17 protein-coding genes are annotated in these 18,560 nt (G+C 68.6%); 14 read left to right on the top strand and 3 right to left on the bottom strand.

All coding sequences use genetic code 11. The features are described 5' to 3' along the window. Positions 1–11: 11 nt before the first annotated feature. The 6 genes from ACWPN8_RS19255 to ACWPN8_RS19230 all read left to right on the top strand — a co-directional run bounded on the left by ACWPN8_RS19255 (position 12) and on the right by ACWPN8_RS19230 (position 5,384). Positions 12–479 carry an ester cyclase gene (locus tag ACWPN8_RS19255; protein WP_492241889.1) on the top strand — a complete coding sequence of 156 codons (468 nt, stop codon included), beginning with the start codon at positions 12–14 and terminating at the stop codon, positions 477–479. Between the two features lie 296 nt (positions 480–775). Continuing rightward, positions 776–1,972, top strand: coding sequence for an ABC transporter substrate-binding protein (locus ACWPN8_RS19250; RefSeq protein ID WP_109447785.1), 1,197 nt, complete (start codon positions 776–778; stop codon positions 1,970–1,972). A gap of 32 nt (positions 1,973–2,004) precedes the next feature. After that, on the top strand, positions 2,005–2,937 hold the full coding sequence (locus ACWPN8_RS19245; RefSeq protein ID WP_492241888.1) for a branched-chain amino acid ABC transporter permease: 933 nt from the start codon (positions 2,005–2,007) through the stop codon (positions 2,935–2,937). Further along, positions 2,934–3,923 carry a branched-chain amino acid ABC transporter permease gene (locus ACWPN8_RS19240; RefSeq protein WP_492241887.1) on the top strand — a complete coding sequence of 330 codons (990 nt, stop codon included), beginning with the start codon at positions 2,934–2,936 and terminating at the stop codon, positions 3,921–3,923. The genes ACWPN8_RS19245 and ACWPN8_RS19240 overlap by 4 nt, the downstream gene beginning before the upstream one ends. Then, positions 3,916–4,671 carry an ABC transporter ATP-binding protein gene (locus tag ACWPN8_RS19235; RefSeq protein ID WP_492241886.1) on the top strand — a complete coding sequence of 252 codons (756 nt, stop codon included), beginning with the start codon at positions 3,916–3,918 and terminating at the stop codon, positions 4,669–4,671. Before ACWPN8_RS19240 ends, ACWPN8_RS19235 begins: the two co-directional genes overlap by 8 nt. Continuing rightward, positions 4,671–5,384, top strand: coding sequence for an ABC transporter ATP-binding protein (locus tag ACWPN8_RS19230; protein WP_492242100.1), 714 nt, complete (start codon positions 4,671–4,673; stop codon positions 5,382–5,384). The genes ACWPN8_RS19235 and ACWPN8_RS19230 overlap by 1 nt, the downstream gene beginning before the upstream one ends. A 69-nt stretch (positions 5,385–5,453) precedes the next feature. On the opposite strand, the gene ACWPN8_RS19225 is transcribed toward ACWPN8_RS19230, so the two are convergent. Continuing rightward, positions 5,454–6,182, bottom strand: a complete 729-nt coding sequence (locus ACWPN8_RS19225) for a GntR family transcriptional regulator (protein WP_492241885.1) — start codon at positions 6,180–6,182, stop codon at positions 5,454–5,456. Between the two features lie 125 nt (positions 6,183–6,307). On the opposite strand from ACWPN8_RS19225, the gene ACWPN8_RS19220 reads away from it, so the two are divergent. From ACWPN8_RS19220 to ACWPN8_RS19190, 7 genes are read left to right on the top strand one after another with little or no spacing between them, the layout of a single operon-like run. Beyond that, positions 6,308–7,681: a M20 family metallopeptidase gene (locus ACWPN8_RS19220; protein WP_492241884.1), complete on the top strand. Its 1,374-nt coding sequence runs from the start codon at positions 6,308–6,310 to the stop codon at positions 7,679–7,681. After that, on the top strand, positions 7,678–9,252 hold the full coding sequence (locus tag ACWPN8_RS19215; protein WP_492241883.1) for an ABC transporter substrate-binding protein: 1,575 nt from the start codon (positions 7,678–7,680) through the stop codon (positions 9,250–9,252). The genes ACWPN8_RS19220 and ACWPN8_RS19215 overlap by 4 nt, the downstream gene beginning before the upstream one ends. 4 nt (positions 9,253–9,256) lie before the next feature. After that, a complete protein-coding gene (locus ACWPN8_RS19210) occupies positions 9,257–10,204 on the top strand; it encodes an ABC transporter permease (protein ID WP_492241882.1) in 948 nt (315 codons plus the stop codon). Continuing rightward, positions 10,197–11,027 (top strand): ABC transporter permease, encoded by an 831-nt coding sequence (locus ACWPN8_RS19205; RefSeq protein ID WP_492241881.1) that lies wholly within the window; start codon positions 10,197–10,199, stop codon positions 11,025–11,027. Before ACWPN8_RS19210 ends, ACWPN8_RS19205 begins: the two co-directional genes overlap by 8 nt. Then, positions 11,024–12,610 carry an ATP-binding cassette domain-containing protein gene (locus ACWPN8_RS19200; protein WP_492241880.1) on the top strand — a complete coding sequence of 529 codons (1,587 nt, stop codon included), beginning with the start codon at positions 11,024–11,026 and terminating at the stop codon, positions 12,608–12,610. The genes ACWPN8_RS19205 and ACWPN8_RS19200 overlap by 4 nt, the downstream gene beginning before the upstream one ends. Before the next feature lie 18 nt (positions 12,611–12,628). Further along, a complete protein-coding gene (locus tag ACWPN8_RS19195) occupies positions 12,629–13,855 on the top strand; it encodes a M20 family metallopeptidase (protein ID WP_492241879.1) in 1,227 nt (408 codons plus the stop codon). After that, positions 13,852–14,991, top strand: a complete 1,140-nt coding sequence (locus ACWPN8_RS19190; RefSeq protein ID WP_492241878.1) for a M24 family metallopeptidase — start codon at positions 13,852–13,854, stop codon at positions 14,989–14,991. Before ACWPN8_RS19195 ends, ACWPN8_RS19190 begins: the two co-directional genes overlap by 4 nt. A 74-nt stretch (positions 14,992–15,065) precedes the next feature. Here ACWPN8_RS19190 and ACWPN8_RS19185 read toward each other — a convergent pair whose 3' ends face one another. Further along, the gene (locus tag ACWPN8_RS19185; protein WP_199237617.1) at positions 15,066–16,559 is read right to left on the bottom strand and encodes a M20/M25/M40 family metallo-hydrolase; all 1,494 of its coding nucleotides are present in this window, start codon (positions 16,557–16,559) and stop codon (positions 15,066–15,068) included. 214 nt (positions 16,560–16,773) lie between these two features. Beyond that, positions 16,774–17,499 carry an SDR family oxidoreductase gene (locus ACWPN8_RS19180; RefSeq protein WP_109447813.1) on the bottom strand — a complete coding sequence of 242 codons (726 nt, stop codon included), beginning with the start codon at positions 17,497–17,499 and terminating at the stop codon, positions 16,774–16,776. Between the two features lie 147 nt (positions 17,500–17,646). On the opposite strand from ACWPN8_RS19180, the gene ACWPN8_RS19175 reads away from it, so the two are divergent. Further along, positions 17,647–18,555, top strand: coding sequence for a LysR family transcriptional regulator (locus ACWPN8_RS19175; RefSeq protein ID WP_492241877.1), 909 nt, complete (start codon positions 17,647–17,649; stop codon positions 18,553–18,555). Positions 18,556–18,560: the final 5 nt, after the last annotated feature.

The following is an 18,560-nucleotide window of genomic DNA, read 5'->3' as shown; positions in this document are numbered from 1 at the left end:
GGACAAGCCCCATGGCACCGCAGGACGACACCGTGACCGGAACCGGGCTCACGCCGCAGGAACTCCGCGCCGTCGAGACGCTCTACCGCGCCTTCAGCGACGGCAACCCGGACCTTCTCGACGAGGCGGTGACCGAGGATTGGCAGGACATTCCCCTCAATCCCGGCCAGCAGCCGGGCCGCGAGGGAATGAAGCCGCTGATTCGCGGATTTCTCGCAGCGTTCCCGGACGCCAAAATCGAGGTTCTGGACATCATCGGTGCACCCGGCCGTGCTGCCGTGCGGGCGGTGATGACCGGAACGCACAGCGGCGACTGGTTCGGGATTGCCCCGACCGGGCGGTCCTTCCGGGTTGCGATCCACGAATTCCACCGAATCGCCGACGGCAGGCTGACCCACACCTGGCATCTCGAGGACTGGTTCGGCTGGATGAACCAGATCGGAGCCCGCCCCGTTCTTGGGGAGGAGGCCGGACAATAGCCTTCTGAGCCGGCATCCCTTCTGCCGGCGACAGTTGGAACGGGTTTCTCCCGCGTTCTTTTCAGTGTCGGCATGACGGCGCGCTGGCCAGGGCGAAGCATTTGCCCCCCGTAACCGGGCCATCGCCGCCATCGGGCGTCCTTCCAGACAGTCCGGTCCGGTTCGGAAGAACCGGATTTCGGATCTGGACAGTTCGCTTCCCACCACGGACAACCGGCGCACCGCACAGACACGGATGCCAAAAGCCGGACTGCGAGGGTATGCTTCCGACACATCAGGAACAGGGAAATCCATCAATGAATCGTCGCAGCTTTCTCACCACGACCGCATCAGCCGCAACCGTCGCCGCCGCCGGGGGATTCGCGTTCGCACCGTCCATCGCGCGGGCGCAGAATCAGGCGGTGAAGGTGGCTTTCGTCGGCACGCTGTCCGGTCCGGGGGCGGCGCTGGGGACGCATCTGCGCGACGGCTGGCTGGCGGGGGTGACGCGGCTGAACAACCAGCTCGGCGGCCGGGCGGTCGAGACGCTGGTGATCGACGACGAGCTGAAACCCGACGTGGCGGTGTCCAAGGTCCGCGCCGCGCTGGAGCGCGACAAGGTCGATTTCGTCGTCGGAGTCGTGTTCAGCAACATGCTGCAGGCCATCGTCCGCCCGGTGACGGAGAGCAACACCTTCCTGATCACCGCCAACGCCGGTCCCTCCACCCTCGCCGGCAAGGGATGCAGCCCCTTCCTGTTCAGCAGCGCCTACCAGAACGACCAGCCGCACGCGACCATGGGGCAGGCGGCACAGGACCTGGGCTACAAGCGCGTGTTCATCCTGGTGCCGAACTATCAGGCCGGCAAGGACGCGGTGGCCGGCTTCCGCAGCCGCTACAAGGGCGAGGTGGTCGACGAGGTCTATGTGCCGCTGAGCCAGCTCGACTTCTCGACCGAGGTCACCAAGATCGCCGCCGCCAAGCCGGACGCCATCTTCACCTTCATGCCGGGCGCGCTGGGCGTCAATCTGGTGCGGCAGTACCGTCAGGCCGGGCTCGCCAACATCCCCTTCCTGTCCACCTTCACCGTCGACGAATCGACCCTGCCGGCCCAGGGCGAGTCGGCTCTCGATTTCTACACCGCCGCCACCTGGGCGCCCAACTTCGACAACCCGCACAGCCGCCGCTTCGTGCAGGAGTTCGAAGCGGCCTACGGCTATGTTCCGTCGAACTTCGCCGCCCACGCCTATGACGCCGCCCACATGCTGGACGCGGCGATCCGCCGGACCAAGGGCGACGTCGCCGACAAGGCGGCGCTGCGCACGGCGCTGGAGGCCGGCGACTTCCCGTCGGTGCGGGGCGCGCTGCGGCTGGGGCCCAACCATTTCCCGATCCAGGATTTCTGGCTGTGCAAGGTCGCCAAGCGCGCCGACGGCAAGTTCCAGACGGAAACCGTGCGCAAGGTGCTGAGCGCCGACGCCGACGGCTACGCCGCCTCCTGCAAGATGGGGTGATGGGCGGGACGGGCTGACGGGGGGCTTTCGCGATGTCCATGCTTCTGGTGCAGGCCCTCAACGGCCTGCAATTCGGGGTGCTATTGTTCCTGGTGGCGGCCGGGCTCAGTCTGGTGTTCGGCGTCATGGATCTGATCAATCTGGCCCATGGCGTCCAATACATGCTGGGTGCCTATGTCGCCGCCACGCTGGGGGTGTGGACCGGCAGCTTCTGGCTGGGGGCGCTGCTGGCTTTGCCGGTGGCGCTGCTGGTCGGGCTGGCGCTGGAATGGCTGGTGTTCCGCCATCTCTACCGCCGCGACCATCTCGCCCAAGTGCTCGCCACCTTCGGGGTGATCCTGACGGTGGAGGAGGCGACGCGGGCGCTGTGGGGCAGCGCGCCGCAGACGGTGCTGGAGCCGTCCGGGCTGACCGGCGGCCCGATGGGCGGGGTGGAGATCGTGCCCGGGCTGCTCTACCCAACCTACCGGCTGGTCATCATCGGCATCGGCATCGTGGTGCCGCTGCTGCTGTGGTTCCTGGTGGAGCGGACGCGCGCCGGCATGCTGGTGCGGGCGGGGGCGACCCACCCCGCCATGGTGTCGGCGCTGGGGGTGGACATCCGCCGCCTGTTCACCGTCGTCTTCGCCTTCGGGGCGATGCTGGCGGGCTTCGCCGGGGCGCTGGCCAGCCCAATCTTCCCGGTGGCGCCGGGCATGGGCGACACCGTGCTGATATTGTGCTTCGTGGTGATCGTCATCGGCGGCGTCGGTTCCATCCGCGGCGCCTTCATCGCCGCCTTGCTGGTCGGACTGCTCGACAGCATCGGACGGGCAATGCTGCCCGACCTGCTGCGGCTGCTGCTCGACCCGTCTGCGGCCCGGCAGACCGGGGCGGCGCTGGCCTCCATGCTGGTCTACATCGTCATGGCCGCCATCCTGTTCTTCCGTCCGGCCGGGCTTTTTCCGGGAGGACGCGCGGCATGACCGCCCCGTTCCGCAAAACCTTCCGCAAACATGGTCTGGCCCTGGTCACGCTGCTTGCCCTGGCGGCGGCCCCCTTTTTCGGCTTCGGCGACGGCTTTGCGCTCAGCCTGCTGGCACGCGCGATGATCCTGGGCATGGCGGCTGTCAGCCTGTCGCTGCTGGTCGGCGGCGCCGGGCTGGTCAGCCTGGGACATGCCGCGACGATGGGGATCGGCGCCTATGCCGTGGTCGCCTTCGATGCCGCCGGGGTCAGCGAGGGGCTGATCGTCTTCCCCACCGCCATCGCCGCGGCGGCCGTCTATGCGCTCGTGACGGGAGCGGTGTCGCTGCGCACCAGCGGCGTTCATTTCATCATGATCACGCTGGCCTTCGGCCAGATGGCCTTTTTCACCACCTCCTCCTTCTCCAGCCTGGGCGGCGACGACGGCTACACGCTCTATGCCCGCACCGAGTGGCTGGGAAGCCGGATCATGGACAGCCGGCTGACCTTCCATTTCCTGTGCCTGGGCCTGCTGGCCTTGGTGTGGGTAGGCGGCACCCTGCTGCTGGGCAGCCGGTTCGGCCGGGTGCTGCGGGCGGCGCGGGAGAATCCTCAGCGGGCGCTGGCGGTGGGTTTCCAGCCCTACCCCTACCGTCTGGTCGCTTATGTGATGGCAGGGGCGGTCGGCGGTCTGGCCGGCGCCCTGCTGGCCAACGCGACGGAGTTCGTGTCCCCTGCCCTGCTGTCCTGGACCCGGTCGGGGGAGTTGCTGTTCATGGTCATCCTCGGCGGTGTCGGCCAGCTCGGCGGCGCGATCCTGGGGGCGCTCGCCATCGTGCTACTGGAAGAAACGCTGTCGCACCTGCTGGTCTATTGGCGGCTGGTGTTCGGGCCGCTGCTGGTGCTGTCGGTGCTGTTCCTGCCGGACGGGCTGGTCGACGCGCCGCTGCGCCTGCGCGCCGCCTTCCGGTTCGCTTCGCCCAAGCGGAGGAGTGCCGATGCCTGATCCGTTGCTGGAACTGCACGGCCTGAGCAAGAATTTCGGCGCGCTGACCGTGACCTCCGACGTGTCGCTGACTGTCCTGCCGGGGGAAATCCATGCGATCATCGGCCCCAACGGGGCGGGCAAGACCACGCTGATCCACCAGATCAGCGGCACGCTGCGCCCGGACCGCGGAACCATCCGCTTCGCCGGCCAGGACGTGACCGCCCTGCCGTTCGAGCGCCGCGCCCGGCTGGGGCTGGCCCGCAGCTTCCAGATCACCAACATCGTGCCGGGCTTCACCGCGCTGGAGAACGTCGCGCTGGCGGTGCAGGCGCGCAGCGGCTCCTCCTTCCGCTTCCTGCGCCCGGTCGCGACCGAGAAGGCGCTGAACGAAGAGGCACGCGCGGCGCTGGACACAGTCGGGCTGGGACGGGTCGCCGACCGCACCGCCGCCGCCCTGTCGCATGGCGAGAAGCGGCAGCTCGAACTCGCCATCGCCATCGCGATGAACCCGCGCCTGCTGCTGCTCGACGAGCCGCTGGCCGGGGCGGGGCCGGAGGAGACCGAGCGGCTGATCGGTATCCTGCGCGAACTGCGCAGCCGCTACGGCATCCTGCTGGTCGAGCATGACATGCAGGCAGTGTTCGCCCTGGCCGACCGCATCTCCGTCCTGGTCTATGGCCGCGTCATCGTCACCGGCACAGTGGACGAGATCCGCGGCCACCCGGAAGTCCGCACCGCCTATCTTGGAGAGGACGCGCTGGCGTGATGCTGAAAATCGACAATCTCACGGCGGGCTACGGCCAGAGCCAAGTGCTGTTCGGCGTGTCGCTGTCCATCGAGGCCGGGCAGGTGCTGGCGCTGATGGGCCGCAACGGCATGGGCAAGACGACCACCATCTCCGCCGTGATGGGGCTGATCCCGCCCTGGGGCGGCACTGTCAGCTTCGACGGCCAGGGCATCGGCCGCATGCCGCCGCACCGGGTAGCGCGGCTTGGCGTCGGGCTGGTGCCGGAAGGCCGCCAGATCTTCCCGACCCTGACGGTGGAGGAGAACCTGGTCGCCACCGCCGCCGCCCGTGGGAATGGCCCAGGCGCCGGGGCTGCGCGCTGGACGCTGGAGGCGGTGTGGGAGCTGTTCCCCCGCCTGCGTGAGCGCCGCCGCAACCTGGGCAACCGGCTGTCGGGCGGCGAGCAGCAGATGCTGGCGATCGGCCGGGCGCTGATGACCAACCCGCGCCTGCTGATCCTGGACGAGGCCACCGAGGGGCTGGCACCGGTGATCCGCGCCGAAATCTGGGCGGTGCTGGAGACGCTGAAGCGCGAGGGCCAGTCGATCCTGCTGGTGGACAAGAATTTGTCGGCGGTTCTGCGCCTCGCCGACGCCTGCGCGGTGATCGAGAAGGGCCGCACGGTGTGGAGCGGCAGCAGCGCGGATCTGGGTCGGGCGGCCGACATTCAGGAAACATACCTGCACATCTGAAGCGTCGGACGCTCCCGCACCGCGGGATATCGGTCAACCGCTGTCGACGGTGCCATGCCCTCTCGTCCGTCAGCGCACTTCATTCACGTAGCGGTGCTCGTCCGTCAGCGTCCTGTGGTGGCTGATGATGGTCAGGGTTCCGGTCTGGTCGAACGCCTCCTCGTCGATGACCAGAAGCGGCGTCGGGTCGGGGACGCAGAGGTCGGCGCGATCCTCGGCCGTGGCGAGCCCGGCCGAGACCCGCTCGCGCACGGCGGAAATGCGGATGCCGTGGACGTCGAGCAGGTGGAGGTAGAGCCGCTGCGGCACCAGTGACGATTCCAGCGGGAAATCGGGCACCCGGCGGGCCACCAGCGCGATGTGCGAGCGCATCACCGCCCGCCCCTCCACCCGGCGCAGCCGCGCGATGCGGATCAGCGGTTCGCCCGGTGCCTCGCCCAGCAGGGCGGCCTCGTCTGCGGTGGCCGGGCTATGCCCGACCTCGGTCACCACCGCCTCGGACGACAGCAGTTGGCCGTCCCCGCCATGCAGGCGGTAATATTGGAAGAAGAAGCGCAGGCTGTGCTGCGGCGTGCGCCCGGTGACCACCGTCCCGGTCTTGCGCCTGCGCATCAGCATGCCATCCGCGGTCAGGTCGGCCAGCGCACGGCGCATCGTTCCCACCGCAACCCCATAATCGGCGGCCAGCGCGACCTCGCCCGGCAGCACCATGCCGGGCGGCCATTCGCCCAGCAGAATGGCTTCCGCCATGCGGCGCTTGACGTGCTCGTAGAGCGGGATCGGCAGGTCACCCGCCATGTTTGCCGTCTTTTTGTTCACGACCGCCTCGAAAATAGCCAGAAATTTCTCGAATCTTGACGATTGACAAAGATTTGTGCGCCGGTCACATTTCTTTATAGAATATAGAAAACAGCGAGCCTGTCATGGACAATCGGCACGGAAGCGGCCAGACCACCGGCGACGATGGCCTCGATGCAGCAATGGCCTGGATCGTGCGGTCGGCGGAACCCGCCGTGGCCGATCTCGCCCGTATGATCGCTGTCGACACGTCCTTTCCCCCCGGTGCCGGCTACGACGCCTTCGCCGACCTGATGGATGAGCTGATCGCCCCGCTGGGCTTCCGCTCCAGCCGGGTCGTCGTCCCCGACGCCCTTTGGCGGGTGCCCGGCGGGCCGGCGTCCGGCCGGCGCACCAATCTCATCGGCGAACGGGAAACGGGCAAGCCGGTTCTCGGGCTGTATTTCCATGTCGACACCGTGCCCGCCGCCGCCGGCTGGGACAAGGACCCGCTTCGCCTGACCCGCGAGGGCGACCGGCTGTACGGGCTGGGCGCCGCCGACATGAAGGGCACCATCGCCGCCGTGCTGCTGGCGTTGCGCGCCGCCAAGGCCTGCGGCCTGCCGCTCGCCTACGACCCGATGCTGCTGTTCTGCACCGACGAGGAGGGCGGGCTCTATCCCGGCGTGCGCTACCTTGCCGAACAAGGACTGCTGAAGGGCCATGTCCTGAATTTCAACGGCAGCGCGGCACCGCGCATCTGGTCGGGCTGCTTCGGCCTGTTCAATTTGCAGATCCGGCTCCACGGCCACACCGTCCATGCCGGCGAGGGCAACAAGTCCGGCTGCGGCGCCAACGCCATCGAGGCGGCGTTGCCGCTACTCCAGGCGCTGACCGACCTCAAGCCGGTGGTGGCACAGCGGACCTCGGCCCTGCCGCCGCCTCCGACCGCCTCCGGTCCGCTGGCCGCCCGGCTCGACATCGCCGCCGCCCATGGCGGTATCTGCGGCGGGCAGGTCCCTTCCCTGTTCGAGATCCTGGTCTGCCGCCGCTATGCGCCGGAAGAGGATTACGAGGAGGCGCGGGCGGAGATCGAAACGGCCGTCGCCCGTGCGATGGCAGCGAGCCCCGGCATCGCGGTGGACATCCAGCTGGTCGGCCATCTCGCCCCGACCGGCGATCCGACCGGCCCGCACTGGTCGCGCTGGCAGGCGGCGCTGTCGGCCGGCTTCGGCTACCGCCCGGACGAGTTCCGCGCCTGGGGGGCCGCCAGCTGCTCCGACTTCGGCTGGGTCCAGCGCACCGGCATGCGGGAGGTGCTGCTGACCGGGCTGGGCCGGCCCGAGAGCAACGTCCATTCCCCCGACGAACACACCACCGTCGCCGACATCGTGGCCTTGGCGCAGAGCGTGCTGGCCTATCTGGCCGCCGGCTTCGCTCCCGACCTGATCCCCGAAACGACTGATCCGAACGCCGTGCCGACCCCAGGCCGCGGCCCGCAGAAGGAGTCCGACCGATGAGTTCCGTGACCCGCCGCCTCTTCCTCTCCGGAACCGCCGCCAGCCTCGGCGCCCTGCCCGCCTTCAGCCTGTCAGGTGCTTCACCGGCATTCGCGCAGCAGAGCGCCGCGCGCCGCGGCGGCGTGCTGCGCATTTCGGTCGATCAGGCCGCCAGCGTCATCCACCCGCTGCGCACCCGCGTGAATCCGGAATATCTGGTGGCCGAGCTGCTCTATTCCGGCCTGACGCGGCTCGCCGCCGGCATGAAGGTGGAGCCGGACCTCGCCGAATCCTGGTCGCCGGATCAAACGCTGACCGAATGGACCTTCGTCCTGCGGCCGGGCCTGACCTTCCATGACGGCTCGCCCTGCACCGCCGCCGACGTGGTCGCCACCTTCACCGCCATCCTCGATCCCAAGACCGCCTCGCCGGGCCGCACCAATGTCGGCCCGATCAAGGAGGTGACGGCCAAGGACGAGCGGACGGTGCTGTTCCGCCTGACCTCGCCCTATGCCGACCTGCCGGTTGCGCTGGCCTACACCAACGCCCGCATCGTCCCGGCCAAGGTGATCGAGACCGACCTCGACAGCCTGTCACGCAGCGCCGTCGGAACCGGCCCGTTCAAGCTGGTCTCCTTCGAACCCGACCGCAAGATCGTGGTGGAGCGCAACCCGGCCTATTACGACCCGGCGCGCCCCTATCTCGACCGGGTCGAGGTGCTGGTCTATCCCGACCGCACCGCTGAAGCCTCGGCGCTGATCTCCGGCGACATCGATCTGATGCTGGGCACCGCCCCCGGCGAATACCAGCGGCTGGAGAAGGCCTCCGGCGTCAAGGCGCTGCGGGTGCCGTCAGGCCAGTTCCTGAACGTCAACATGGGCTGCGACCAGAAGCCCTTCTCCGACCCGCGCATCCGCAAAGCGCTTGCGCTCGCCATTGACCGCGAGGCGATGGTCGGCTTCGTTGCCGGCGGCTACGGCACGCCCGGCAACGACACGCCGATCAGCCCGGCCTACCGCTTCTATCGTGAGCAGCCGCTGCGCAAGGCCGACCTCGCCCAGGCGAAGAAGCTGCTGGCCGAGGCCGGCTATCCCAACGGCGTCGACCTGACAATGATCGCGTCGGACAAGCCGGGCACCCGCACCGAACTGGCGGTCGCCATCCGCGAGATGGCGAAGCCCGCCGGCTTCCGCATCCAGGTACAGACCATGCCGCACGCCACCTACCTGGATCAGGTGTGGAAGAAGGGCAATTTCTACGTCGGCTTCTACAACATGCAGGCGACCGCCGACGCTGTCTTCTCGCTGCTCTACACGTCCGACGCCGCCTGGAACGAGACGCGCTGGAACAACAAGGCGTTCGACGCCCTGGTCGCCGAGGCGCGGACCAAGACCGACGAGGCCGAGCGCGCCGCCCTCTACGCCAAGGCGCAGCAGCTGATGCATGACGAGGTGCCGTCGGTCATCCCGGTCTTCTTCGACCTGCTGGCGGCGCGGCGCGATTATGTCGAGGGCTACGACCTCCACCCGCGCGGCTCGGTGTTCCGCCTCGACTTCGTCTCGCTCGGGGCGGCTGCGCCCAAGCGGAGTTGAGGCCGTGAGCGCATCCTGGCTCCTGCGGCGGCTGGCGCTGATCCTCTACACGGTGTTCATTGTGTCGGTGCTGGTCTTCGGCATCACCCAGGCGTTGCCGGCCGACGCCGCCGTCACCCTGCTGGGCGAGAACGCCACCGCCGAGGCGCTGAACGCGATCCGCGAGCGCCTCGGCCTCGGCGACCCGATCTGGTGGCAGTATCTGCGCTGGGTCGGCCATGCCGCGACCGGCGATTTCGGCCTGTCGATGCGCACCGGCCAGCCGGTGGGGCCGGAGATGCTGACGGCGCTCGGCCGCTCGCTTCTGCTGGCCGTCGCCGCCATCCTGGTCATGCTGGTGATCGCCTTGCCGCTGGGCATGCTGGCGGCGGTGCGCCAGGGCAAGGCGGCCGACATGGCGACCGGGCTGATCTCCTATCTCGGGGTCTCCTTCCCGGAGTTCGTCACCGCGACGCTGCTCGCCATGCTGCTGGCCGACACCCTGCAATGGTTGCCGGCCACCGGCTACGTCTCCCCGCTGGAGGATTTCAGCGGGGCGGTCCGGCATCTGGCCCTGCCGGTGCTGACCGCCTCGCTGATCCTCGTGGCGCATGTCGCCCGCATGGTGCGGTCGGAAACGCTCGACGTGCTGCACAGCGATTATATCCGCGCCGCCCGGCTGAAAGGGCTGCCGGAACGCACGGTGCTGGTCCGCCACGCCTTGCGCAACGCGCTGCTGCCGGTGGTCACCATCGTGGCGCTGGATGTCGGCTATCTGCTGGGCGGCATCATCGTCATCGAGGAGATCTTCGCCATTCCCGGCATCGGCCGGCAGCTGATGGTGGCGGTCACCGCCCGCGACCTGCCGTCGATCCAGGCCGGCGCCCTCATCATGTCGGCGACCTACGCCGTCGCCAATACGCTGGCCGACGTCGCCTACGCCGTCCTCGACAAGAGGATCCGCTATGACTGACCTGCTGCGCCGCCTGATGCGCACGCCGCAAGGCGCCATCGGCCTGATTTTGCTGGCGGTGCTGGCCGCCGCCTGCCTGTTCGGCCCCTGGCTGGCCCCCCACGACCCGGAGAAGATGGACTTCCTCGGCCGCTTCCGTCCGCTCGGCGCCCAGAACTGGTTCGGCGCCGACCAGTTCGGCCGCGACGTGCTGAGCCGCCTGCTGGTCGGCGCCCGCTCCACCCTGCCGATGGCGCTGGCCGCCACCCTGCTCGGCACCGTCGCAGGCGCCGTGGTCGGCACCGCGTCCGCCTATCTCGGCGGGCGCTGGGACGAGGCGATCATGCGCACCATCGACGCGGTGATGGCGGTGCCCGGCCTGCTGCTCGCCCTGCTGCTGGTCAGCACGCTCGGCAACGGCGCCGGCAACGCGATGATCGCCATCGCCGTCACCTTCGCCCCCGGCATGGCCCGCGTCACCCGCGCGGTGGCGCTGACCGTGCGCGGCCAGGACTATGTCAAGTCGGCCACCGTGCGCGGCGAAAGCGCGTTCTGGATCATCTTCCGCGAGATGCTGCCCAACGTGATGGCCCCGGTGGTGATCGAGGCGACGATCCGCGTCTCCTTCGCGGTGATGCTGTTCGCCACCCTCAGTTTCCTCGGCCTCGGCGCCCAGCCGCCGGCTTCCGAATGGGGCCTGATGGTGGCGGAGGCGCGCCAGTACGTTCATCAGGCGCCCTGGATCCTCATAGCGCCGTCGCTGGCCATCGCGATGACCGCCATCGCCTTCAACCTGCTCGGCGACGGGCTGCGCGACGCCATGAACCCGCGGGACGAACGATGACCGCAGTCCTCTCATTGCGCGACTACACGCTGGATTATCTCACCGGCAGCCGTCCCTTGCGGGTCCTGCAGGACATCAGCCTCGACATCGCACCCGGCGAGGTGCTGGGGCTGGTCGGTGAATCCGGTTCGGGCAAAAGCACACTGGCCTGGGCGATCATGCGGCACCTGCCGAAGAACGCCCGCGAGCTGTCGGGCAGCATCCGGCTCGGCGACACCGACCTGCGCGGTCTGCCGCCGCGCGAGCTGACCCGCATCCGCGGCCGGCGCATCGGCATGGTGTTCCAGGATCCGTCGACCGCGCTGAACCCGACGCTGACCGTCGGCCGGCAGGTGACGGAGACGCTGGTCAACAACCGCGGCCTGACCCGGCGCGCCGCCTGGGATTTGGCGCTGGAACTGCTGGGCCATGTCGAGCTGCGCGACCCCGAGGCGCTGATGCGGCGCTATCCGCACGAGATTTCGGGCGGCGAGAAGCAGCGCATCCTCATCGCCACCGCCTTCGGCTGCCGGCCGGAGCTGATCGTCTTCGACGAGCCGACCACGGCGCTCGACGTCATCACCGGCGCCCGCATCCTCGACCTCTTCGCCCGGCTGCGCGCCGAGACGGGGGTCGCGGCGCTCTACATTTCGCACGACCTCGCGCTGGTCTCGCGTGTCGCCGACCGGGTGGCGGTGATGAAGAAGGGCCGGCTGGTGGAAGAGGCGCCGGCCGCCTCGATTTTCGCCCGCCCCGCCCACGAGGAAACCCGCAAGCTGGTGGCGGCGGTGCCGCGCCCGGAGAACCGGCTGGTCCACGACCGGCCGGGGGAGCGCGTCCTGCTCGCCGCCGAGGCGGTCTCGGTCCGCTATGCCCGGCCGCGCCTGTTCCGTCCGCCCCCGCCACCGGCGACCCAAGCGGTCGGCTTCGACATCAAGGCCGGCGAGATCCTGGGCATCGTCGGCGAATCCGGGTCCGGCAAATCCTCCATCGCACGGGCGCTGACCGGGCTGGCCGACTTCTCCGGCGGCATCCGCTTCGACGGCCGGCCGATCGGCTCGGCCCGCGACATGGACGGCGCCTATCGCCGCGCGGTGCAGATCGTTTTCCAACATCCCGACGGCTCGCTGAACCCGCGCCAGACGGTGGGCGAGATCCTGTCGCGGCCGTTGAAGCTGTTCGGCAGCCGCTCGACCGACCTGAATGCGGAGATCGGCCGGCTGCTGGAACAGGTGCGGCTGCCGGCCGCCTACGCCGCGCGCTGGCCGCACCAGCTCTCCGGCGGCGAGAAGCAGCGCGTCGCCATCGCCCGCGCCTTCGCGGCCAAGCCCTCGCTGGTCATCTGCGACGAGATCACCGCCCCGCTCGACGTGTCGGTCCAGGCCTCGATCATCGAGCTGCTGCTGGCGCTGCGGGCCGAGACCGGGGCCGCGTATCTCTTCATCACCCACGACATCAACCTGATCCGCCAGATCGCCCACCGCATCGCCGTGATGCGCCGGGGCGAGTTGATCGACCTGCTGCCCATCGACACGGTCGACGCCGACCATGTCCACCCCTACACGCGCGACCTGATGGCCGCCTCGCCGACCCCCGTCGGCTGACCCTTTAGGATCCCTCCCATGGACACCGCAGAGATTCTCGCCCGCCTGGACACCGATGCCGCCCTCGCCTTCCTGGCCCGAATGGTCCAGCACAAGAGCTACAGCCAGACCGAGGGCGAGCGCGAACTGGCCCGCTTCATGGCCGCCTCCATGTCGGGCCTGGGGCTGGAGGCGGAACTGACGCCGGTGCCCGGCGGGCGGGTCAACGCCGTCGGCCGCTGGCGCGGTACCGGCGGCGGCAAGAGCCTGCTGTTCAACGGCCACATCGACACCAACCCGGTGACCGAGGGCTGGACCGTCGATCCCTGGGGCGGAAAGATCGACGACAAGTTCATCTACGGCATCGGCTGCTCCAACATGAAGGCGGGCGACGCCGCCTATTTCTGCGCGGTGAAGACCCTGATGGACGCCGGGGTGAAGCTGCGCGGCGACGTCATCCTGACCTATGTGGTGGGCGAGCTTCAGGGCGGCGTCGGCACGCTCGCGCTGATGGAGCAGGGGCTGCGCGCCGACTGCTTCATCAACAGCGAGCCGACCGACCTTCAGGCGATGACGATGCACGCGGCGGCGCTGAGCTTCGTCATCGAACTGGTCGGCGACACCCGCCACCTGTCCAAGCGCGAGGAGGCGGTCGACGCCGTCGTCGCCGCCTGCGACCTGATCCCGCGGCTGAACGCCCTGGCCCTGTCCGGCGCCAAGTCGCCGGAGCACGCGACGATCAACCGTGTCCATGTCGGCGTCGTCCACGGCGCGCTGGGCAAGGAACTGCACGAGTGGCGCTCGCCCCAGGTTGCCGACTTCGTGCGGATCAAGGGCTCGGCCCGCTACGCCACCGGCCAGAGCGAGGACGGGGCGCTGGCCGACCTGCGGCGCGAACTGGACGCGCTGGAGGCGCGCTTCCCCGGCCTGAAGGCCAGCGTCTTCTCCGAGGACCGCGGCGGCACCCCGACCATGCCAACCTTCGAGGTGGCGAAGGACAGCGCCATCGTCCAGGCGGTGAACCGCGCCTATCGTGCGGTGCGCGGCACCGACCAGCCGACCGGCGCCATCACCCCGCCCGGCTTCTACGGCACCGACGCCGGCCATCTCCAGCATTCCGGCGGCATGGAGGGCGTCGTCTGCGGTCCCGGCGGCCGCTACAACACCATGCCGGACGAGCGCGTCGACATCGACGACTATCTCGACATGATCCGCGTCTACATGCTGACCATCCTGGAGATCTGCGGCGTGGAGGATTGCGGATGAGCGGCGCAGCGGCCGAGCGCTTTGCGCCGCGGATGGCCCGGCTGCGCGAGGCCATGGCGGCCGGGGGCTGCGACGCCTTCCTGGCCGACCATGCCGAGCTGATCGCCTGGATCTGCGGCTACACCGTGTCGGAAACGCTCTACCGCGCCGTCATCGTGCCGATGGAGGGCGCCCCCTGCTTCGTCCTGCGCTCCATCGATGCCGGCCCCTGCCGGTCCGGGGTGTGGTTCGACAAGGTGGCGACCTTCGACGACCACGAGGATCCGCATGGCGCGGTGGCGAAAGCGCTCGCGGCGCGCGGCTTCTCCGGCGCGAGGATCGGCGTCGATCCGGTCTCCTACGGCCACACCGCCGCCACTGCGCAACGCCTTGCCGGGTTGCTCCCCGATGCCCGGTTCGTTCCGCTGCCCGGAGTGAGCGACCGTGTGCGCGCCTGCAAGTTCGTCGACGAGATCGACGCCATCGCAGCGGCGGCGGCCATCGCCGACCAATGCATGCTGGGGTTGGAAGGCCATGTCCCTCCCGGCCAGACGGTGCGGGAAGTGGCGGCCGCGGCTGCGGCGGCACAGCTCCGGCTCGGCGCCGACGACGGCGGACCGGGGCCGATTCTGGTGTCGGGCGGCCATGGAACCGGCGGCCACGTCGATTTCCTGCACGGCAGCGGCCTCGACCGGACGCTGATGCCAGGCGACATCCTGCATGTCGAACTGACGCCGCGGGTCGGCAACTACGGCGCCCGGCTGATGCGGCCGGTCTTCGTCGGCGACCCGCCGGCCGGGGCGCGGGAGACCTTCCAACAACTGGCGGAGATTCAGGACCGGCAGATCGCCGCCATGCGTCCGGGAGCGGCGGCCCGCGATGTCGATTCCCTGCTGCGGACGGCGGTGCTGGATGCCGGGCTGCGAAGCGACTACGGCAACGTGACCGGCTACGCCATGGGCCTCTATGCCCGCACGCCGCGGCCGAGCGACTTCTCGCAGTCCTTCCACCCCGGAGCCGACTTCCGTCTGGAGCCGGGGCAGGTGTTCCACATGTATGCGTCGGCGCAGGGCGTTGCCCTGAGCGAGACCGTTCTCGTGACCGACGCCGGGCCACGCCTGCTGACGACATGCCCGCGTCGGCCCATGAAAGGCTGAGCCCGCCACAGTGTCGAGCACATTCGGTCAGGCGGTGCGCCGCGCCAGGGAGCCCGGACGCACCGCTTCGGGGATCAGAACGGCTGCTGGAGCAGTCCGATCAGGCCCTTCACGCCCGATACGAAATTCCCGACGCGCAGGTTTTCGTCGTAGCTGTGCTGGTTGTTGTCGGCATTCACCAGCGGGACGATGACGAAGGGCACCTTCAGCGCCTCGACCGCCGCGCCGGTGGGCACGGTGCCGCCCATCATGCGGATGCGCACCGGCTCTTCGCCATAGGTCGCCTTGAAGGAGCGGTACAGCCAGTCGCCGACCGGAGCCTGCATGTCGGTCCGCGCCGCAGAACTGGAGGCCGATACCTCCTCCGAAGCCAGGGAGGCCAGCTTGTCGTACTTGGCCCGGTCCTCGTCCGTCGGATTGCCCTGGACCAGATGATAGCCCTGCGCCTCGATATGCGTCTTCAGCATGCCGATCAGCTGTTCAGGCGGCGTTTCCGGAACCGTGCGCAGGTCGAGTTCGGCGACGGCGCTTTCCGGAATGATCGTCCGCGCCTTGGCGCCGACATCGCCCGCCGCCATGCCGCGGACGTTGAGCGACGGGTATTGCAGCGCCTCCTGATAGTTCTTGCCGACCTTCTCCGCCTGCGCGATGCCCAACCGCTTGCGCAGCGCCGCTTCGTCATCGGGGACGGCGGCCATGATCTTTTCCGCCGCCGCATCGATCTTCACGGAGTCGTAATAGCCGGGAATGGTGACCCGGCCGGTCTCGTCCTTCATGGATGCCAGCAACTGCGCCAGCCGCATCGCCGGGTTGGCGGAATAATTGCCGAAATGGCCGCTGTGCAGGCCCTGCTTGGCGCCGAAGACCGTCAGCGTCGCCTGGGCGACGCCGCGGTTTCCGAACACCAGCGTCGGCTTGTTGGTCTGGTGCATCGGGCCGTCCAGCACCAGCAGCGCGTCATTCTTCAGCAGCTCGGCGTTCTGCCGGATGACCTCGCCCAGCGACGGCGACCCCTTCTCCTCTTCGGAATCGAGGATGATCTTGACGTTGACGCTGGGTTTCTGGCCGGCTTCCTTCAGCGCGTCGAACGCCGTCAGCAGCATCATGATCGGACCCTTGTCGTCCGACGACGACCGCGCGAACAGCCGCCAGTCCGGATCGACCTGATCGCCGTACAGCTTCTCCAGCGGGATCGTCTCCCACTCGCCCTTGTCGGTCTTCTGCTTCAGCGTGGCGTCCCAGGGGCTGTTCTGCTTCCACTGCTGCGGAGTGACCGACTGGCCGTCCAGATGGGCATAGAACAGGATGGTCTTCTTGGCAGGGTCGGCGCCGGGCAGTTCGGCAAACAGCATCGGCTTGCCGTTGTTCTCCAGCGCACGCGCCTGGAAGCCGCGCTTCCGGAAGGCCTGCTCCAGCCATGCGACGTTCTTCTGAATGTCAGCCGGAACAACTGCATCGTTGGGAATGGCGAGAAGCTCGACAAATTCCTTGTAATTCGCAGATGCATGCTTCGCGGCGAGCGTATCCGTGGATGGCGACGCGGCGCTCGCCTGCATCGGCAAGAACATGCACGCGCCGATGAGAAGCGCTTTTTTAAGAGAAAATTTCTCTCTGCCCGACATTTATTCCCCCTTGCGTGTTCATGACGCAATTTTTACGAAGGATTTGCGGGCATCGTCAAGTTTATCTACCGTTTACACAGGGCTGCCCTGTGCATGACGCGCGGCAGGCGGCCGGGGCGAACAGCCCCGGCAACTCCCGACGGATCGGCGAGTTCTGCCCTCAACCGCGGGCGACGGGGCGGACGGTGATCTCGTTGACACCGACATCCCGCGGCTGCTCGATGGCGAAGAGGACGGCGCGGCCGATGGCGTCCGGTTCGATTGCGTTTCGGCGGTATTCGACCATCGCGCGGGCAGCCGTCTCGTCGGTGATGGTGTCGGCGAGTTCGGAGCGCGTCACACCGGGATAGATGCAGGTCGTGCGGATCGTCTCGCTTTCCTGCCGCAATCCGTCGGTGATGGCCCGTACCGCGAATTTGGTCGCGCTATAGACGGCGGAGGTCGGCACCACCTCGAAACTGCCGACCGAACCGATGTTGACGACATGCCCGCCACCCTGCGCCTCCATGACCGGGAGGACGGCGGCGATGCCATGGAGGACGCCACGGATGTTGACATCGATCATCCGGTCCCATTCCTCAACCTTCAGGGAGGCGAGCGGGGAAAGCGGCATCACGCCGGCATTGTTGACGAGGACGTCGATCCGGCCGAAGCGGTCCCTGGCTTCGGCAACGAAGCCTTCCATGCTGGCTCGGTCGGCCACGTCGAGGGCGCGGGCGGCGGCCTTGCCGCCCTTCGCCTGAATTTCCCGGACAAGCGCGTCGAGACGCCCGGTCCGCCGCGCCCCCAGCATCAGGGTGGCACCGGCCCCGGCGAGAATGCGCGCGGTGGCCTCGCCGATGCCGCTGGACGCACCGGTGACGAGAACGACTTGGTCGATGGTCATGACGATTTCCTGTGTCTCGGTGGTTGCGACGGCTGCCAGCGGCGGTCATTACGCCGTTCAGTCGCCGTCCGTGACCAGAAGTTGGCATTGTACCGCTGTCGAGATAACTTGCCTGTTGCTGGACGCTGCGGTTAGAACAGCTAACCAATGCAGATCGACCTGAATCTCCTGACCCTGTTCGCCGCGGTGGCGGAGACCGGCAATTTCCGCGCGGCGGCCGACCGCCTCGGGGTGACGCGCTCGGCCGTGAGCCAGGGCGTCCAGCGCCTGGAGGCGGCGCTGGGACAGGCGCTGTTCCTGCGCACCACCCGCAGCGTGCGGCTGACCGAAGCCGGGGAACGCTTCCTGGCGCAGATCTCAACCCCGCTGGCCGAAATCGCGAGCGCCATCGATGCGGCGTCTGGCTCGGCGTCGGAACCCCGCGGTCTGCTGCGGATCGCCGCCACCTCGATTGCCGAGCGCTTCCTGTCCGGGCCGCTGATCGCCTCCTTCAGCGAGGCCTATCCTGGCATCTCCCTCGACGTGACGGTGACCGATCTGGAGTTCGATATCGTCGCTGCCGGCTTCGATGCGGGTGTGCGTCTCGGCGAGGTCATCGAGCGCGACATGATCGCGGTGCCGCTGACGGGCGACCAGCGCCAGATCGCGGTGGCGACACCGGGCTATCTCGCCCGTCATGGGACGCCGGAGCACCCACGCGACCTCGTCAGCCACCGCTGCATCGGTTGGCGACCGCAGCCGGACACGGCCCCCTACCGGTGGGAGTTCGAGAAGGACGGACACGCGTTCGACGTGTCGGTCGAGCCGCAGATCACCACCAACGACATGCTGCTGATGCTTCGCACGGCGCTCGCCGGCGCCGGCATCACCTTCGGGATCGAGGAGACGTTCCAGCCCTATCTCGAACGCGGTGAGCTGGTCACGATCCTCGACGACTGGCTGCCGCCCTTCGCCGGCTTCTTCCTGTATTTTCCAAGCCGGCGGACGGTGACGCCCAAGCTCCGCGCCCTGATCGATCATGTGCGCCGCCACCGCGAGGGAGCGCAGTCCGGGTAACCGTC

Source organism: Azospirillum sp. UENF 112521, from assembly GCF_058780665.1.
The sequence above is the reverse complement of the archived record's forward strand: the minus strand, read 5'-3'. Positions and strand labels throughout refer to the sequence as shown.

Bases quoted from the DNA above. Each gene is read 5' to 3' on its own strand.
- ACWPN8_RS19225 (WP_492241885.1), bottom strand. From the start codon at position 6,182: ATGGCGGGTGACCTGCCGATCCCGCTCTACGAGCACGTCAAGCGCCGC.
- ACWPN8_RS19185 (WP_199237617.1), bottom strand. From the start codon at position 16,559: ATGTTCTTGCCGATGCAGGCGAGCGCCGCGTCGCCATCCACGGATACG.
- ACWPN8_RS19195 (WP_492241879.1), top strand. From the start codon at position 12,629: ATGGACACCGCAGAGATTCTCGCCCGCCTGGACACCGATGCCGCCCTC.
- ACWPN8_RS19240 (WP_492241887.1), top strand. From the start codon at position 2,934: ATGACCGCCCCGTTCCGCAAAACCTTCCGCAAACATGGTCTGGCCCTG.
- ACWPN8_RS19250 (WP_109447785.1), top strand. From the start codon at position 776: ATGAATCGTCGCAGCTTTCTCACCACGACCGCATCAGCCGCAACCGTC.
- ACWPN8_RS19255 (WP_492241889.1), top strand. From the start codon at position 12: ATGGCACCGCAGGACGACACCGTGACCGGAACCGGGCTCACGCCGCAG.
- ACWPN8_RS19190 (WP_492241878.1), top strand. From the start codon at position 13,852: ATGAGCGGCGCAGCGGCCGAGCGCTTTGCGCCGCGGATGGCCCGGCTG.
- ACWPN8_RS19215 (WP_492241883.1), top strand. From the start codon at position 7,678: ATGAGTTCCGTGACCCGCCGCCTCTTCCTCTCCGGAACCGCCGCCAGC.
- ACWPN8_RS19180 (WP_109447813.1), bottom strand. From the start codon at position 17,499: ATGACCATCGACCAAGTCGTTCTCGTCACCGGTGCGTCCAGCGGCATC.
- ACWPN8_RS19230 (WP_492242100.1), top strand. From the start codon at position 4,671: ATGCTGAAAATCGACAATCTCACGGCGGGCTACGGCCAGAGCCAAGTG.
- ACWPN8_RS19220 (WP_492241884.1), top strand. From the start codon at position 6,308: ATGGACAATCGGCACGGAAGCGGCCAGACCACCGGCGACGATGGCCTC.
- ACWPN8_RS19175 (WP_492241877.1), top strand. From the start codon at position 17,647: ATGCAGATCGACCTGAATCTCCTGACCCTGTTCGCCGCGGTGGCGGAG.
- ACWPN8_RS19245 (WP_492241888.1), top strand. From the start codon at position 2,005: ATGTCCATGCTTCTGGTGCAGGCCCTCAACGGCCTGCAATTCGGGGTG.
- ACWPN8_RS19205 (WP_492241881.1), top strand. From the start codon at position 10,197: ATGACTGACCTGCTGCGCCGCCTGATGCGCACGCCGCAAGGCGCCATC.
- ACWPN8_RS19235 (WP_492241886.1), top strand. From the start codon at position 3,916: ATGCCTGATCCGTTGCTGGAACTGCACGGCCTGAGCAAGAATTTCGGC.
- ACWPN8_RS19200 (WP_492241880.1), top strand. From the start codon at position 11,024: ATGACCGCAGTCCTCTCATTGCGCGACTACACGCTGGATTATCTCACC.